General features: G+C 65.5%; 15 protein-coding genes. 5 read left to right on the top strand and 10 right to left on the bottom strand.

The window, feature by feature from the left end; all coding sequences use genetic code 11:
* The first annotated feature begins 56 nt into the window (after positions 1 to 56).
* Both MRBLMU1_RS07525 and MRBLMU1_RS07520 read left to right on the top strand, forming a co-directional pair.
* The gene (locus MRBLMU1_RS07525) at positions 57 to 1,010 is read left to right on the top strand and encodes a GlxA family transcriptional regulator (protein ID WP_363499317.1); all 954 of its coding nucleotides are present in this window, start codon (positions 57 to 59) and stop codon (positions 1,008 to 1,010) included.
* 262 nt (positions 1,011 to 1,272) lie between these two features.
* Positions 1,273 to 2,022, top strand: a complete 750-nt coding sequence (locus MRBLMU1_RS07520) for an MlaA family lipoprotein (RefSeq protein ID WP_363499315.1) — start codon at positions 1,273 to 1,275, stop codon at positions 2,020 to 2,022.
* Here MRBLMU1_RS07520 and MRBLMU1_RS07515 read toward each other — a convergent pair.
* From MRBLMU1_RS07515 to MRBLMU1_RS07500, 4 genes are all read right to left on the bottom strand, one after another.
* Positions 2,010 to 4,334 carry an ATP-binding protein gene (locus MRBLMU1_RS07515; protein ID WP_363499313.1) on the bottom strand — a complete coding sequence of 775 codons (2,325 nt, stop codon included), beginning with the start codon at positions 4,332 to 4,334 and terminating at the stop codon, positions 2,010 to 2,012. The two genes, MRBLMU1_RS07520 and MRBLMU1_RS07515, sit on opposite strands and share 13 nt — an antisense overlap.
* Before the next feature lie 117 nt (positions 4,335 to 4,451).
* Positions 4,452 to 5,237, bottom strand: coding sequence for a hypothetical protein (locus MRBLMU1_RS07510; protein ID WP_363499311.1), 786 nt, complete (start codon positions 5,235 to 5,237; stop codon positions 4,452 to 4,454).
* A gap of 88 nt (positions 5,238 to 5,325) precedes the next feature.
* Positions 5,326 to 6,318 (bottom strand): alpha/beta fold hydrolase, encoded by a 993-nt coding sequence (locus MRBLMU1_RS07505; protein ID WP_363499309.1) that lies wholly within the window; start codon positions 6,316 to 6,318, stop codon positions 5,326 to 5,328.
* Between the two features lie 185 nt (positions 6,319 to 6,503).
* Positions 6,504 to 7,505: an alpha/beta fold hydrolase gene (locus MRBLMU1_RS07500; RefSeq protein ID WP_363499307.1), complete on the bottom strand. Its 1,002-nt coding sequence runs from the start codon at positions 7,503 to 7,505 to the stop codon at positions 6,504 to 6,506.
* Positions 7,506 to 7,683: 178 nt separating this feature from the next.
* On the opposite strand from MRBLMU1_RS07500, the gene MRBLMU1_RS07495 reads away from it, so the two are divergent.
* The 3 genes from MRBLMU1_RS07495 to MRBLMU1_RS07485 all read left to right on the top strand — a co-directional run bounded on the left by MRBLMU1_RS07495 (position 7,684) and on the right by MRBLMU1_RS07485 (position 9,755).
* Complete coding sequence (locus tag MRBLMU1_RS07495; protein ID WP_363499305.1) at positions 7,684 to 8,586, top strand: LysR family transcriptional regulator; 903 nt, start codon at positions 7,684 to 7,686, stop codon at positions 8,584 to 8,586.
* A gap of 147 nt (positions 8,587 to 8,733) precedes the next feature.
* The gene (locus MRBLMU1_RS07490) at positions 8,734 to 8,949 is read left to right on the top strand and encodes a hypothetical protein (RefSeq protein ID WP_363499303.1); all 216 of its coding nucleotides are present in this window, start codon (positions 8,734 to 8,736) and stop codon (positions 8,947 to 8,949) included.
* 38 nt (positions 8,950 to 8,987) lie between these two features.
* Positions 8,988 to 9,755 carry a GIN domain-containing protein gene (locus MRBLMU1_RS07485; RefSeq protein WP_363499301.1) on the top strand — a complete coding sequence of 256 codons (768 nt, stop codon included), beginning with the start codon at positions 8,988 to 8,990 and terminating at the stop codon, positions 9,753 to 9,755.
* A 100-nt stretch (positions 9,756 to 9,855) separates the two neighbouring features.
* On the opposite strand, the gene MRBLMU1_RS07480 is transcribed toward MRBLMU1_RS07485, so the two are convergent.
* The 6 genes from MRBLMU1_RS07480 to MRBLMU1_RS07455 are packed head-to-tail and all read right to left on the bottom strand — an operon-like array spanning position 9,856 to position 15,398.
* The gene (locus tag MRBLMU1_RS07480) at positions 9,856 to 10,632 is read right to left on the bottom strand and encodes a LytR C-terminal domain-containing protein (protein WP_363499299.1); all 777 of its coding nucleotides are present in this window, start codon (positions 10,630 to 10,632) and stop codon (positions 9,856 to 9,858) included.
* A gap of 13 nt (positions 10,633 to 10,645) precedes the next feature.
* The gene (locus MRBLMU1_RS07475) at positions 10,646 to 11,581 is read right to left on the bottom strand and encodes a type II secretion system F family protein (protein ID WP_363499297.1); all 936 of its coding nucleotides are present in this window, start codon (positions 11,579 to 11,581) and stop codon (positions 10,646 to 10,648) included.
* A gap of 12 nt (positions 11,582 to 11,593) precedes the next feature.
* A complete protein-coding gene (locus MRBLMU1_RS07470; RefSeq protein ID WP_363499295.1) occupies positions 11,594 to 12,571 on the bottom strand; it encodes a type II secretion system F family protein in 978 nt (325 codons plus the stop codon).
* Positions 12,572 to 12,575: 4 nt separating this feature from the next.
* On the bottom strand, positions 12,576 to 13,922 hold the full coding sequence (locus MRBLMU1_RS07465) for a CpaF family protein (protein WP_315222002.1): 1,347 nt from the start codon (positions 13,920 to 13,922) through the stop codon (positions 12,576 to 12,578).
* 15 nt (positions 13,923 to 13,937) lie between these two features.
* On the bottom strand, positions 13,938 to 15,110 hold the full coding sequence (locus MRBLMU1_RS07460; protein ID WP_363499292.1) for an AAA family ATPase: 1,173 nt from the start codon (positions 15,108 to 15,110) through the stop codon (positions 13,938 to 13,940).
* A gap of 9 nt (positions 15,111 to 15,119) precedes the next feature.
* Positions 15,120 to 15,398, bottom strand: coding sequence for a hypothetical protein (locus tag MRBLMU1_RS07455; protein WP_363499290.1), 279 nt, complete (start codon positions 15,396 to 15,398; stop codon positions 15,120 to 15,122).
* Positions 15,399 to 15,412: the final 14 nt, after the last annotated feature.

Here is a 15,412-nt window from a genome sequence, read left to right as displayed (position 1 = left end):
AGCGCGTAGAATATGGCGTTCATCTTATCAACTTACCGGTTTCCAGCGAGGCATCCGTGGCAGCAAAAGTGGCATTGGTGGTGTTCCCCGATTTTCACATACTCGACTTGTCGATCCTGTCGGTGCTTGGCATCGCCAATCATTTCGTTCCGGACAGCTACGACGTCGAAATTGTGTCGATGACGGGCGGGCTGATCCCCAGCAAGACCGGCCTGAGCATCGATACCAAGGTCTTCGCCGACCAGGTGTACGACACGGTGATCGTGGGCAGCTCGCCCGGCATACCGGCGGCGTACCCGCTCATGGTGGAGCGGCTGAAAGCCGCCGCAGCCACGTCGCGCCGGATCGCCAGCATTTGCACCGGTGCCTTCATTCTGGCCGAGGCCGGCGTGTTTAACGGCCGCTCGGTGACCACCCACTGGTACTTCGCGGACGCCTTGAAGACCCAGTTTCCCCACACCAAGGTCGATCCCGACAAAATATTCATCCGCGATGGGAACGTCTGGAGCTCGGCCGGCATGACCGCCTGCATCGACCTGGTGCTGGGGTTGGTGGAGGCCGACCTCGGACACGATGTCACCAAGCAGATTTGCAAGACGATGGTCCTCTACCATCGCCGCTCCGGCGGGCAGAGCCAGTTCTCCTTGCTTGCCGAGATCGACCCCAAACAGGAGCGCATTCGCCGCATACTGTCCTTCATCAAGGATAATTTGAGCGAACCGCTGAGCATCCAGCAGCTGGCCGACCAGGTCAACTGGAGTCCACGCCATTTCAGCCGCGCCTTCCAGGCCGAAACCGGGATGTCGCCCGCCAAGGCGATCGAGAAGCTGCGTGTGGAGGCGGCGCAGGCGCTGATCGAGAGCGGCCACACGTCGGCGGCGCGCATCGCGGCGCAAACGGGGTTTGGCGACGACGAGCGAATGCGCCGCGCCTTCGCACGCGTGCTGGGCGCGTCGCCCCGCGACCTCGTGCGGGAGTCACGTTCGAGCAAGATCGCGGTCGGCCGCTGACGACGGCCTTTGCACGCGAGCTCCCTTTCTACGATCCGCCATCGATGATCGTCCCGATTCATCCGGCCGCCACAGCGCAGCCAGCATGCGCCCGCCTGCGTCGCGTTGATTAACGAGTTCTTAAAAACTCGAATAATTCATTAATCCCACCTCGGCAATATCCGTCTGGTAGGCGTGTCGTCCCGACCAACGCCTATGGCTTCGACACGCCCGCTAACCTCATTCGCCATGGGTACCCTGCCTATGGCAAAGGATCTTTCAGATGAAAATTATCCAATCCCTCGTGCTTGCGGCGATCGTGCTGGGCACCAGCGCATGCGCCAGCACTGCCACCAAGCAGCAACCGACGGCTTCCCCATCCGTCATGGAATCCGCCGCCGTGACGCCCGCCGCCACCCCGGCCGACGCCACCCAAGCCAACGATCCGTGGGAAGGCTACAACCGCAGCATGTACAGCTTTAACACCAAGGTGGACAAGTACGTCATGCGTCCCATTGGGGTGGCCTACGACAAGGTGATGCCGGACGTGGTGCAGCGCCGGATCACGTCCTTCTTCGCCAACCTGCAGGAACCGCGCACGATGGTCAACCAGGTCCTCCAGGGACGCCCCGTCGGCGCCGCCAAAACGCTGGGCCGCTTCGTGGTCAACACCACCGCCGGCGTCGGCGGCATTTTCGACCCGGCCAGCGGCCTGAAACTCGACCGCGCCAACGAGGATCTCGGCCAGACGCTGGCGGTGTGGGGGTGGGAAGACTCGCGCTACTTTGTCGTGCCGCTCCAGGGGCCCAAGACGGTGCGGGACTTCGTCAGCGGATTCGGCGACAAGCCATTGGATCCGACCGGATACATCGACGATAGCGGCGTGAGCATGGGCGTCACGCTGCTCAAGATCGGCAGCATGCGGGCCGCCGCCCTACCGCTGGACCAGATGCGCGCCGGGGCGCTTGACGAGTACGCGTTCGTCCGCGACATGTGGATGAAAAAGCGCAAATCCCAGATTCAAGCGCACTGACGGTTCGGCGCTACCGCTGCCGCGGCGACGCCGTCCCCGGACGCCATGTCCGCCAACGTTTGCGTCAGCTCCAGAGTGAGCGTCGCCAGCTGCGGCCTCACGGCATCGAGCTCGCCGGCGTCGGCCAGCTGCTCGATCCGCGCGCAACGCGCGTGCAGGGTGTCCGCGCCGAGGAACGCCGCCCCGCCCATCAGGCTGTGCGCGGCCAGCGCGACCGCCAGGGCGTCGCCTTCGTCCAGCCCCTGCCACGCCGCAGTCAGCAAGCGCGGCCCTTCGATCACGAAAGCCGACCGCATGGCGCGGTGCAACTTGGCGTCCACCTCCGGCGAGCGCGCGGCGGCGGGCAGCTGCGCCACGCCGAACATGTCGTCGAGCTCGCTCAACGCCGGCGCGCCCGCCGCCATGGCGCGCTGCTCGCCGATCAATGGCCTGCCGTTCGCCAGCAGCGCTTCCAGCTGGCGCGCGATCTCGGTGTGCAACGCGATTTCATCGATGGGCTTGGCGAGGAAGCCGCTGGCGCCGGCCGCCATGAAGCGTTGCCGCTCCTCGGCCGTGGCATTGGCCGTCAGCGCGATCACCGGCACGGCGGCGTCGCGCACGCCGTCCAGCCCGGCGCGCAGGCGCTGCAGGGCGGCCATGCCATCCATGCGCGGCATGCGGCCGTCCATGATCACCAGGTCGTAGTCGCGCGCCGCCAACTCCTCCAGCGCCGCCAGGCCGTCCTCGACGATGGTCAAGGTGTGGCCCATGTTGCTCAACAGCTCGGTCAAGATAACCTGGTTGGTGCTGCCGTCCTCCGCGCACAGCACGGCCAGGCGGGCGGCGTGCGGACGGCGCGCTTCCTCCACCTGCACGGCAACCGGCGCGCCGTGCTCCAGCGGCAGACGCACACGGAACACGCTGCCGAAGCCGGGTTCGCTAGTCGCCTCGATGCGTCCGCCCATGGCGGTGACGATGTTCTTGCAAATGGCCAGGCCCAATCCGGCGCCGCCGTATTTGCGGGACGTGGCGGCGTCGGCCTGCTCGAACTTCTGGAACAGCCTGCCGAGCGCCTCGGCCTCGATGCCGATGCCAGTGTCGCGCACGGTCAGGACGATGCCGTGCGCGCCGTCTTCCGCCACGCTTACGCGCACTTCGCCGCGCTCGGTGAACTTGACGCCGTTGCCGACCAGGTTCACGACCACCTGCCGAAGCCGCGTCGGATCGCCGCGCCACCAGGCCGGCATCCCGGGGGCGAACTCGGCGATGAGCGACACGCCCTTGGCCTCGGCGCGGTCCGCCAACAGGCCCACCACGTCGTTGAGCAAGCTCGCGAGGTCGAAGTCCAGCACCTCCAGCGGCATCTTGCCGGCCTCCAGGCGGGAGAAGTCGAGGATGTCGTTGATGATTTGCAGTAGCACCTCGGCGTTGCTCAGACTGAGGCGCAGCTTGTCGCGGGTATTGGGCGCCACGCCGGCGTCCTTCATGGCCGAGCGCAGCATGCCGATGACGCCGCCCAGCGGAGTGCGCACTTCGTGGCTGATCATCGCCAGGAAGTCGCTCTTGAGCTGGTTCGACACTTCCGCCGCCCGCTGCGCCGCCAGCGATTCAGCCTGGCGCGCTTGCGAGGCATGCAGATCCGCCTCGCGCGCGCGCAAGGTGGCGATCTGCGCCTCCAGCGTTTGCCGGTAGCGGATTTCATTGTCGTGGCTGCGGGCGTGGATGACGCGCTGACGCGCCAGGGCGCCGTCGAGCCCGTGCAGCAGATAGGTGCACGACACCGTCAACACGGACGAGACCAGCAGGAAATTCACGCTCAGGATGAACCAGTGCGCCAACATGCCGACCTCCACCACGGCCAGGCCGGGCTCTATCCCGCCCAGATAGCCGGCCAGGAACAAGGTGGCGCCACACCACAGCAGCGCCAGGATGGCGGCCCTGCTGCCGATCAGCACCGTGCACAGTACCGGGACCGCCATCAGATAAATCTGCGACAACGGCCCGAGGGAAAACAGCAGCACCACGGCGATCATGTAGGCGATGCCGAGAAGCAGGCCCGCGCGCCACTGATAAGCGATGCCGCGCTGATAGTGCAGCCAGCCTATGCCGGTCAGGGCGATGACATCCGTCGCCACCATGGGCAAGCGGCCTTGTCGCAAGCCGGCCCACATGCTGGGCACGAAGGCCATCAGGCCCAGCCAGAAGGCGACGGCGCACAAGCCGTTCAACAGCCGGTTGCGCCAGCCCTGCAGATCCTGGTCGCCGTGCTCCGGCCGTTCCATGCGCCGGTACAGGGCGGCGCGCAGGGCGCGTACCGGTTGGCTGTCTATCAAGGGGGCTCTCGCGGAAGTGGGAATTGGGGCGATTCTACTACTTTCCGTCACATATTAATATTTCGACATGAAAGCTGTGCCACCCCGATGACCTCCCTTTTACGCCAGCCGGCGTGTTCACTTCGGCGGCGGGTAATTCTTGAGTAGCTCGACCAGCTTGCGGGTCGAGTTTTCACCCCACCAGTTCCACAAAGCCTCCATTTGCTCGCCGTTCCGCTCGAAGTAGGCGTTGCTGGCCGACAGCCACAACGTCGAGGTCCGCACCGGAATCGCCAGCCGGGTCAGGCCACCACCGTAGCGCGCCGCGATGACGGCGTCCATCGCCTCGATGTTGGCGATCGAAAAGGCGAAGCCGTCGGCGCGCCGCAACGCCACCTTGTCCATATTGCTGTAAGTGTCGAGCGAGCCGTCGTCGACTTTGAAGCCTTCATCCCTGAGCTGCTCGCCCAGCGGCGATCCCTGGTTGGTCACCAGCGTGCGGCCCTTGAAATAGTTGCGTGGATCGATGTTGGGCGGCAAGCCGTCGGCCGTGCGCACATACACGACGGCCCTCATCCGCATGCCGCGCCGCGCGTCCAGCTGGCCCGCCTTCATCGGCAGGGCGGAGTATGGCTGCTCGCCGTCGCGCAGGTCGACCGGGGCCAAATCGGCGCTGCCATTGATCAGCGCCAGCTTGATCCTCGCGTTCGGCAAACGGATCATTTCAGGCGTGCAACCAACGCTGCGGACCGCCAAGCGCAGCAGATCGACGCCGGCGCCGGCGGGCTCCGGTACCACGGAGCCGTTGCCGAAATAATACGGCGGCCGCTCGCGGTCGGGATAAGCCACCCGGATCACGCATTCGCGCGCGGAAGCCTGTCCACAGATCAGCAGCAAGCATGCGGCAAACGCCATGACGTTCATGCGAAAACTCCGGTTGACTTGCTGGAGTATAACGTCACACAGGCGGGCCTCGATCATCGTCGGCCCGCCTTGCTCACTTTTGCAACAATCAGGATTTGGCGAACGCCAGGAAGTCGGCGTTGAACTTCTCTTTATGCGTGTCGGTCAGGCCGTGCGGCGCGCCCGGGTAGACGATCAGCTTGGCGTGCTTGACGATGGCGGCCGAGGCTTTGCCGGCGGCGTCGATCGGCACGATCTGGTCGTCGTCGCCGTGGATGATCAGGGTCGGCTTGTCGAACTTTTTCAGGTCGTCACGGAAATCGGTCTCCGAGAACGCCTTGATCGAGTCGTAGGTGTTCTTGTGGCCACCCTGCATGCCCTGGGCGTACCAGGCGTTGATGATGCCTTGCGACGGTTTGGCGCCAGGGCGGTTGTAGCCGTAGAACGGACCCGAGGCGATGTCCAGATACAACTGGGCGCGGTTGGCGACCGAGCCGGCGCGGATGCCGTCGAACACTTCGATCGGCAGGCCGCCGGGGTTGGTGGCGGTCTTGAGCATCAGCGGCGGCACCGCCGAGATCAGGCCCAGCTTGGCGATGCGCTTGGTGCCGTGGCGGCCGACGTAGCGCGCCACCTCGCCGCCGCCGGTCGAGAATCCGGCCAGGATGATGTTTTTCAGGTCCAGCTTTTCGATCAGCTGCGCCAGGTCGTCGGCGTAGTGGTCCATGTCGTTGCCGTCCCAAGGCTGGCTCGAGCGGCCGTGGCCGCGGCGGTCGTGGGTGATGACGCGGAAACCGTTGTTGGCCAGGTGGAAGGCGGCCGATTCCCAGCTGTCGGCGTTCAGCGGCCAGCCGTGGCTGAGCACGACCGGTTGGCCGGTGCGCGGACCCCAATCCTTGTAGTAGATCTCGACGCCGTCGCGGGTGGTGATGGTGCTGACCGAGTGGGCCACCGGGCCGCCTTTGACGACCGGCGCGGCTTCGGCGGCGGTGCTCAGCGCGGCCAATGGCACGGCAACGGCTGCGGCGGCAGCGCCGACGCTGCTGAACAGGGCGGTACGACGGGAGAGGCTGACTGCTTGGTTTTGGGTGTCTTTGCTCATGATTGGCTCCTGGTTTAATTAGATAACTGACGATTTAGTAGCTCGCTATGCGATTCCTGCTTGTTTCGCTGTTGAGCCGCCGATGTGAGAACTATATATCGCTCGCTATTCAATAGCAAGCGATTTCTATAAATATTTTTGCTTGGTCGGAGACCGCCACCGGCGGCCCCTCCGCCCCGCCGCGATCAGGATTTGGCGAACGCCAGGAAGTCGGCGTTGAACTTCTCTTTATGCGTGTCGGTCAGGCCGTGCGGCGCGCCCGGATAGACGATCAGCTTGGCGTGCTTGACGATGGCGGCCGAGGCTTTGCCGGCGGCGTCGATCGGCACGATCTGGTCGTCGTCGCCGTGGATGATCAGGGTCGGCTTGTCGAACTTTTTCAGGTCGTCACGGAAGTCGGTCTCCGAGAACGCCTTGATCGAGTCGTAGGTGTTCTTGTGGCCACCCTGCATGCCCTGGGCGTACCAGGCGTTGATAATGCCTTGCGACGGTTTGGCGCCAGGGCGGTTGTAGCCGTAGAACGGACCCGAGGCGATGTCCAGATACAACTGGGCGCGGTTGGCGACCGAGCCGGCGCGGATGCCGTCGAACACTTCGATCGGCAGGCCGCCGGGGTTGGTGGCGGTCTTGAGCATCAGTGGCGGCACCGCCGAGATCAGGCCCAGCTTGGCGATGCGCTTGGTGCCGTGGCGGCCGACGTAGCGCGCCACCTCGCCGCCGCCGGTCGAGAAGCCGGCCAGGATGATGTTTTTCAGGTCCAGCTTTTCGATCAGCTGCGCCAGGTCGTCGGCGTAGTGGTCCATGTCGTTGCCATCCCAAGGCTGGCTCGAGCGGCCGTGGCCGCGGCGGTCGTGGGTGATGACGCGGAAACCGTTGTTGGCCAGGTGGAAGGCTGCCGATTCCCAGCTGTCGGCGTTCAGCGGCCAGCCGTGGCTGAGCACGACCGGTTGGCCGGTGCGCGGACCCCAGTCCTTGTAGTAAATCTCGACGCCGTCGCGGGTGGTGATGGTGCTGACCGAGTGGGCCACCGGGCCGCCCTTGACGACCGGGGCGGCTTCGGCGGCGCCGCTGATCGTCGCCAATGGCACGGCGACTGCCGCGACGGCTGCTGCGGCGGCGCCGGCGCTGCTGAACAGGGCGGTGCGGCGGGAGAGGTTGACGGTGGTGTCTTGAGCGGCGTTATTCATGATGGTCTTCCTTTTAGTTGATGTTTGGATATAAGGGTCTGTGCTACGATTCTTTGCAAGTTTGGCCTTGCGATGGGTTGAATCTTAGGCCCGTCACCGCGTTTGTGGAACAGACAGCCATGCAAGCCCACTTTGCAGAAATGCACAGCCCCCCACTTCATCCCCTACGCCGACAAAGATGCCAAGCAGTAACGACTTCGACTGGAACGATATTCCGCTGATCCTGGCGCTGGCCCGCAGCGGCAGCATGAGCGCCACCGGGCGCCAGTTGGGCGTGGACGCGTCGACCATCAGCCGCCGCATCGCCGCCGCCGAGAAAGCGCTGAAACTGCGCCTGTTCATCCGCGACAACACCGGCTACCAGCTGACCGACGCCGGCCGGGTCTTCGTCGCGCACGGCGAGACCGTCTACGGCAATGTGGAGAGCATGCTGCAAGCGTCGTCGCAGGAGGCGGACGCCACCGCCGGACCGGTCAACATCACCTCGATCGATTTCCTGTTCGACTACTGGCTGCTGGACCACGTGCCCGAACTGCACGCGCAGCATCCGCACCTGCAACTGACCTTGCAGGCGGAAAACCAGAACCTGTCGTTCACGCGGCGCGAGGCCGACTTCGCCCTGCGCATGGGCAAGCCGGGCGAGGACGCGGCGCTGGTGATGCGCAAGCTGGGCGATCTCGGCTTCGCCGTCTATGGCCACCCCCGCTACGCCGGCACGCCGCGCGCCTGCTGGGGCACCCAGCCGTGGATCGCCTACGACGACACCCTGGCCGGCACCGGTGAAATGCAGTGGCTGGCGGCGATGGAGCCGCAGCCGCGTCGCGTGCTCAAGGTCAACAGCCTGAGCACGATGGTGCGCGCCTGCCGCGCCGGGGTCGGCATGGCGCTGCTGCCGTGCATCATGGGCGAGCCGGAAGGCTTGCGGCGCATCGGCGCCGGCGTGGAGGTGCAGCGCGACATCTGGCTGCTGAGCCATCGCGACGCCGGGTCGATCGCCCGCTTCAAGGCCGTCTCCGCCTGGCTGACGCAGCTCTACGCCAGCCACCAGGACCTGCTGTGCGGCGCAGGGCTCAACCACTGATCCCGCCGCCCGATCGCGGCGTATAAGCCGCCAAATCGCAGTCTGCCCCCTCCTTTTTGCAGTTCGTCACATCCCGGTGGCTGGCCGGATGGCCCTTGTCTATAGTTCACTCAACGCAACGAACTATTCAACCCCAAGGAGCTCAAAATGAACATCGCAAAAAACATGGAAGCCATCTTCGTCGCCGCCATCGTCGTCGCCAGCGCCACCACCTTCGCCACCGCCGCAGTGCCGGCAACGCGCGCCGCCACGCCGGCCGCCGCGCCAACGGCGGCAGTCATCGCCAAGGCCGACACCGGGGCCATGCCAGTGGTGACGGTCACCGCCAAGCGCCTGACCGCCGCCGAAAAAGCCGCACTGTGATTTCACAGTAACCCCCACCGACGAAGATGGAGCGCATCATGAAAAAATATCTGAAGGCCGCGATGCTGGCCACGGTGTTGTGCAGCGGCGCCAGCGCCGCGCTGGCCGCGGACATCATCAGCGAGAGCCGCAGTGTCGATGCGCGCGCCGTCAACGTCGATCTCGATGGCGTCATCAGCCTGAAGATCAAACAGGGCGCCGTGGCTTCGCTGACCTTGTACGGCGAACCGGACGCGCTGAAAAAAGTGACGGTGCAGCAGACCGGCGACACGCTGCGCATCGGCACCGTCAAGACCAACACCATCAACTTCGGCGGCAAAAAGGATTTGCGCGCCGAACTGACCCTGCCGAATCTGCGCGCGCTGGTATCGGGTGGCGTGGGCGCCACCGAAGTCACGGGATTCAGCGGCGACAACCTGCGCCTGGCATTGGAAGGCGCAGGCGCGGTGAAGGTCAACGCGCAATACCGCAATGTCGACGTGAAGCTGGGCGGGGTGGGCGGCATGACCGTCAACACCGGCAGCAGCGACAACGTCGAACTGCATCTTAACGGTGCTGGCCGCATAGAGATGATCGGCCAGACCAAGCAATTGAACGCCAGCCTCGGTGGCGTCGGCAGTCTGGACGCGCAGCAGCTGCGCGCCGAAGCGGTCGACGTCAACATGACGGGCCTGGGCAGCGCGTCGGTCTATGCGAGGAGTACCGCCAACCTCAAACTGACAGGTCTCGGTTCGGCCACCGTGTACGGCAACCCGACCAATCGCAAGTCCGTCGCCAATGGCTTGGGCAGCGTGAGCTGGCAGTAAGGAATGCGCCGGAACGCTCGTTGCGCGCCGGCGGCAACAGGAAACACATGGGTGTGTTTTTTTCCGTCCGGGAGGATGATCTCCACCCGGACGGTTTTTTTTATTTGAAGCGGCCGCCCAGGGCGGCGTCGTGTCCCAGGACGATGCGCATATCAACGTTGGGCGAGTTCCCGCTTTGCGCTTTCAGCGGCAGGCCCAAACGCTCCGACAGCGATTCCGCCATCGCTTGCTGCTCCCGCTGGTATTCGATGCGGCTGATCGGCACATCGAAGTTCTTCATATTCGTCAGCCGCACGGTTTTCAATCCTTCCACGCGCAGCGAGCGCGCCAGCCGCGCGGCTGCGCCGTTGATGCCGTTGCCGTTGCTGATTTCCAGACGCACCGGCGCGGGCAAGGCCGGTGCCGCCGCCGTGGGACCGGCCGGCTTTGCCGGAACCGGCGCCGTTCCCGGCATCGCGGCCGATTTCACCGTGGCCGCCGGCGCGATGCGCAGCACCTCCACCAGCGCCGCGCCGAGCTGCCGCACCTCGGTGCGCGGCATCGACGCCAGCGGGTCCGGCGCGGATGCTTGCGTGCCGGCGGCCTTCTCCCGCAGCAGCGCATAGTCGCGCCGCACATCGTGGGCGCGCAAGGTGGCCGCCTGCTCGTACATCCTGAACGCCCGCTCGCGCTGGCCGTCCGCTTCCAGCGCCGCCGCCAGCGCCTCCCATTTGGCCGCGTCCATCGGATCGGACAGGCAGGCACGCTCCAGTGCCGCGATGACCTGGCCGCCCGGCGCCACGGCGGGTGGCGGCGCGATCGGCGGTGTCTGGTTCCGCATGCCGCCGCATGCGACCAGCAGCAAGCCGGCGGCTGTCGCCAGTAGTGATTTTTTCATCGCGGACCTCCTGTCAACGCACCATGCCTGGCAACACCGAACGATAAATCTGTATCCCGGCAGGGCCGATCAACACCAGCATCAACGTCGGGAAGATGCAGAAGATCAGCGGGAACAGCAGCTTCAACGCGATCTTCGCCGCCGCCTCCTCGGCCTGCACGCTGCGCTTGCCGCGCAGATTATCCGAATGCACGCGCAGCGAATCGCCCATGCTGGTGCCGAACCGCTCCGACTGGATCAGCATCGCCACCAGCGTGTCGACATCTTCGACGCCGCTGCGCAGGGCCAGGTTGCGCAACGCGCGCTCCTTGCTGAAGCCCGCCCGCATCTCCATCAGCACCAGCTGCAACTCCTGCGCCAGCGCCACGCTCTTGATGTGGATCTCGCCGGCCACCTTGGCCAGCGCGCGCTCCAGACTCAGGCCGGCCTCCACGCACACCGTCAGCAGATCCAGCGCATCGGGAAAGGTCTCGAAGATCTCGCGGCAACGGCCGGCCGCCCTGCGCGACAAAACAAAGTTGGGCAGGTAGTAGCCGATGCTGGCCGACAGCAGAAGCAGGAACATGAAGCCCTTCTGCGGCACGGCGCTCAGCATCGTCATCGACAACAACGCGGTTATACCCGGCAGTCCCAGCGCCAGCACGGTTTTGGCGGCGAAGTACAATGACGGCGCCGACGGGCTGCGCCACCCGGCGTTCATGAAGCGGGTGCGCAATGGCGAGCGCTCCCACCCCTCCTCCGGCAACGACAGGCGCGAAAACGGCTGCGCCACGTGCGCCACCTTCTCGACCCAGCCGCCGGTCACCTCCGGCATGGTGAGCTCCGGCTCGACCACCTCGGTCAAGCGCTCGCGCACCTGCACCGGCGAAAAGACTTTCAACGCCAGCATCACGATGCCGACGACGACGATGAACACTATCGCCAGAAAGAGTATGTGCTGTCCGTCCATGCCGTGCTCCTTTTATATCCGGATGCGTATCAGTTTGCGCATCCAGAAAATGCCGCCCACGGCGACCGCGCCCGAGTACCACATCAGCCGAACGCCGATTGGATCGGTCCATAGAACCCGGATGTAGGCCGGATTCGATATCGACATCAACAGCAGCACCGCGAGCGGCAGGATGCCCAATATCCAGGCCGACATCCGGCCCTCGGCGGACATCACGCGCACTTGTCCCAGCAGCTTCAGACGGGCGCGTATCAGGCGGCTGATATTGCCCAGCACCTCTGCCAGGTTGCCGCCGGACTCGCGCTGTATGAGCACCGCGATGACCAGGTAGCGCAGGTCGGTCAGCGGCACGCGCACCGCCAGGTTGTGCAGCGCCTCGTTCATCGGCACGCCGTAATTGATCTCCTCGTAGGCGAACTTGAACTCGCCGGCGATCGGCTCCGGCATCTCCTCGCCCACCATCTGCATGACGTTGGCGAAGGAATGGCCGGCGCGCAAAGCGCGGCCGAGAAAGTCCGCCGCCTCCGGCAATTGCTCCTCCAGCTTGGACAGGCGCTCGCGCCGCGTGCGCATCAACAGTATCCACGGCACCGCCATCGCCATCGCCACCACGCCGCACGCCGCCAGCACCGGCATGTCCAGCGCGCGCGCGGCCACCAGGCCGACCACCAGCATCACCAGCGAGCAGCCAAGAAATTGCGCCACCGACCACTGGACACCGGCCTGTAGCAACAGATTGTCGAGCGCTGCCAGACGGGCGATGCGGCGCAGCTGCTTTTCCAGCGCCGGCGAGCGGCTGTAGGTGCGCCGTTTGAGGATGTCGACCCGTTCGACGCCGCCCTCGCCCCTTTCGGCCATCAACCGCAGGCGTTTGGCGATGCGCCGCGCGCCGCTGCCGTGGGCGCCGGACCACCATAGCCACGCGCCCTCGACCATCAGGATCACGGCCGCGAACAGCAGCACCACGAAGGAGGAGAAGATGGCGTCCATGCGGCTACTCGTAGATCCGGTCGGGATCGAAGACCGAATCGGGCACCGGCACGCCGAACATGCGCAGGCGCTCGGCAAAGCGCGGCCGCACGCCCGTGGCGGAAAAGGCGCCCTGCACCTTGCCGTTGGCGTCAACGCCCTTTTGCTCGTAGCGGAAGATCTCGTGCATGGCGATCACCTCCCCCTCCATGCCGGTCACCTCCTGCAGGCTGACCAGTTTGCGCGTGCCGTCCGTCAGGCGCGAGACCTGCATCACTACCGTCACGGCGGCGCAAATCTGCTGGCGCGTGGCGCGCGACGTCAGGTTGACGCCGGCCATGCTGACCATGTTCTCCAGCCGCGCCAGGGCGTCGCGCGGGGTGTTCGAGTGGACGGTGGCGAGCGAACCCTCGTGGCCGGTGTTCATCGCCTGCAGCATGTCGAGCGCCTCGGCGCCACGCACCTCGCCCAGGATGATGCGGTCCGGCCGCATCCGCAGCGCGTTGCGCACCAGCGAGCGTTGATTGACCTCGCCCTTGCCCTCGATATTGGGCGGGCGCGTCTCCAGCCGCACCACGTGCGGCTGGCGCATCTGCAGCTCGGCCGCGTCCTCGATGGTGACGATGCGCTCGGACGCGGGAATGAAGCCGGACAGCACGTTGAGCATGGTGGTCTTGCCGCTGCCGGTGCCGCCCGAGATCAGGATGTTGATCTTGGCGTGGCCCAGCGCCTTGAGCACCTGCACCATGGGCGGCGTCAGGCTGCGGTTGTCGAGCAGGTTTTCGATCGTCAGCGGATTAACGGAAAAGCGCCGGATCGACAGGATGGGGCCATCGATCGCCAGCGGCGGGATGATGGCGTTCACGCGCGAGCCGTCCGGCAGGCGGGCATCGACCATCGGACTCGATTCGTCCACCCGCCGGCCCACGCGCGAGACGATCTTCTCGATGATCTTCATCAGGTGGGCGTTGTCGTTGAAGGTGACGCTGGTCAGCTCCAGCCGGCCGGAGCGCTCGACATACACCTTGGCGTGGGTGTTGACCAGGATGTCCGACACGCCGGGATCGGCCAGCAGCGGCTCCAGCGGACCGAAGCCGAGCATCTCGTGCTGGATGTCGAGCACCAGGTTGTGCCGCTCGTGCTGGTTCAGCACGATGCGCTCCTCCTCGATGATGCGCTGGACCAGCAGCGCCAGCTCGTGCTTGAACTGCTCCGGCGTGAGCCGCTGCAGCCGTTCCAGATCGATCCGGTCCATGATCGTCTGGTGCATGCTTTTCTTCAGTTCCTGGTAGGCCGCGGCGGCCAGGCCGGGCGGACCGTTGCTGCCCTGCCGGCCGTCCTCGCCGCTGGCCAAACGCTCGCGTAAGCTCATTTTCTACTCCAGAAATCAATCGTTATCGGTGCGCCCGAACAGTCGGTCGAACAGGCCCTTGCTTTCGGAAACGCGGCGCGCCGTCACCAGTTCCACCAGGTCGGCCAGGCTGCGCGCCACCGCGCTGCTGCGCGACAGCTGCAGCACCGGTATGCCCTGGTTGACCGAGTCCGTGGCCGACATGTAATCGTTGGGCACCGTGTGCATCACTTCCGCGCCCAGCGCCTGCTCCAGGTCCATCAGCCGCAGCTTGCCGCCCTTTTCGTAGCGGTTGACGATCAGGCGGGTGCGGTCGCTCGGATAGCCCAGCGAACGGAAGATGTCCAGCAGGCGGCGGCCGTCGCGGATGTCCGGCAGCGCCAGTTGCAGCACCGGATAGATGGCGTCCGCCTGGTCGACCGCGCGCAGCGAGATGGCGTCGATCTGGCGGCCGACATCGAGCACGATGTAGTCGTAGTGCTGGCGCGCCACGCGCAGGATGGTGTCCATGTGCTCGGGCTTCATGTCGACCAGGTGGTTGGGATCGTCGGCGGCCGCCAGCACGCCGAAGTTCGAGGCCACGTGCACCAGGCAGGAATCGAGGAAGGAACCGTCCATCCGGCTGATCTGGCCGCAAATGTCGGACAGCGTCATCGCCGGCTTCTGGTCCGACACGTACAACGTGGCGTCGCCGAACTGGCCGTGCAGGTCGATCAGCAGCACCTTCTTGTCGGCCAGCGCGGCCAGCGCGTAGCCGAAATTGGTCGACAAGAACGTGGCGCCGCTGCCGCCCTTGCAGGAGATGAAGGCCAGTACCTTCCCGTCGCGCATCTGGCTCACGCCGGCCGCCACCTCGATGCGGTCCATCGACTCGTGGAAGGCCTTGTGCACCAGCGGCAGCTGCAGCACTTCGCGCATGCCGGCCCGCATCGCGCGGATCAGCAAATCCTGCTGCGGCTCGCGCGTCAGCAGCATGAACGACGCCGAAGGGTAGGTCTTGCCCAGGCGTTCGACCAGGTCGGCCTCGGCGGGTTCGACATCGCTGGCGTCGAAGATCACCAGCTCCGGCGACTCCGGCAGCAGTCGTTCGACGGCGTCGCGCAGGCCGTTGCGCGACGCCACCAGCTGCACCGCCGGCATGCGCGCCGAACCCTGGGCGGCAATTTCCGCGTGTAGCAGGCTATCCCTGCTGATCATCAGTGCTTTCATGATCGGCCCTTACTTGGCGTCGCCGCTGATCATGAACGTCGGCGCCTGCGGGGCGGTGCCGCTGAAGGTGCGCTGATAACGTTCGTAGGCGCCGTGCGCGGCCTTGCCGTTCATGCCGGCGACCGGATCGGCGTTGCGGCGCGCTTTCGGATCGATGACCTGCTGCGCCAGCGCGGTGCGGGTGCTGCTGCCGAATTGGCCGTCCCATTGCGGCGTGGTCTTGCCCAGGGGCGTGTTGACGCAGGCGGCCAACGCGCATACCGCCAGCATGCTGAATAAAATTCGCATAGTGATTCCCAAGA

Origin of the sequence: Burkholderia sp. LMU1-1-1.1 (genome assembly GCF_040675865.1) — a bacterium.
Taxonomy (GTDB): domain Bacteria; phylum Pseudomonadota; class Gammaproteobacteria; order Burkholderiales; family Burkholderiaceae_D; genus Rugamonas.
This window is presented reverse-complemented; position numbering and strand designations above follow the sequence as displayed.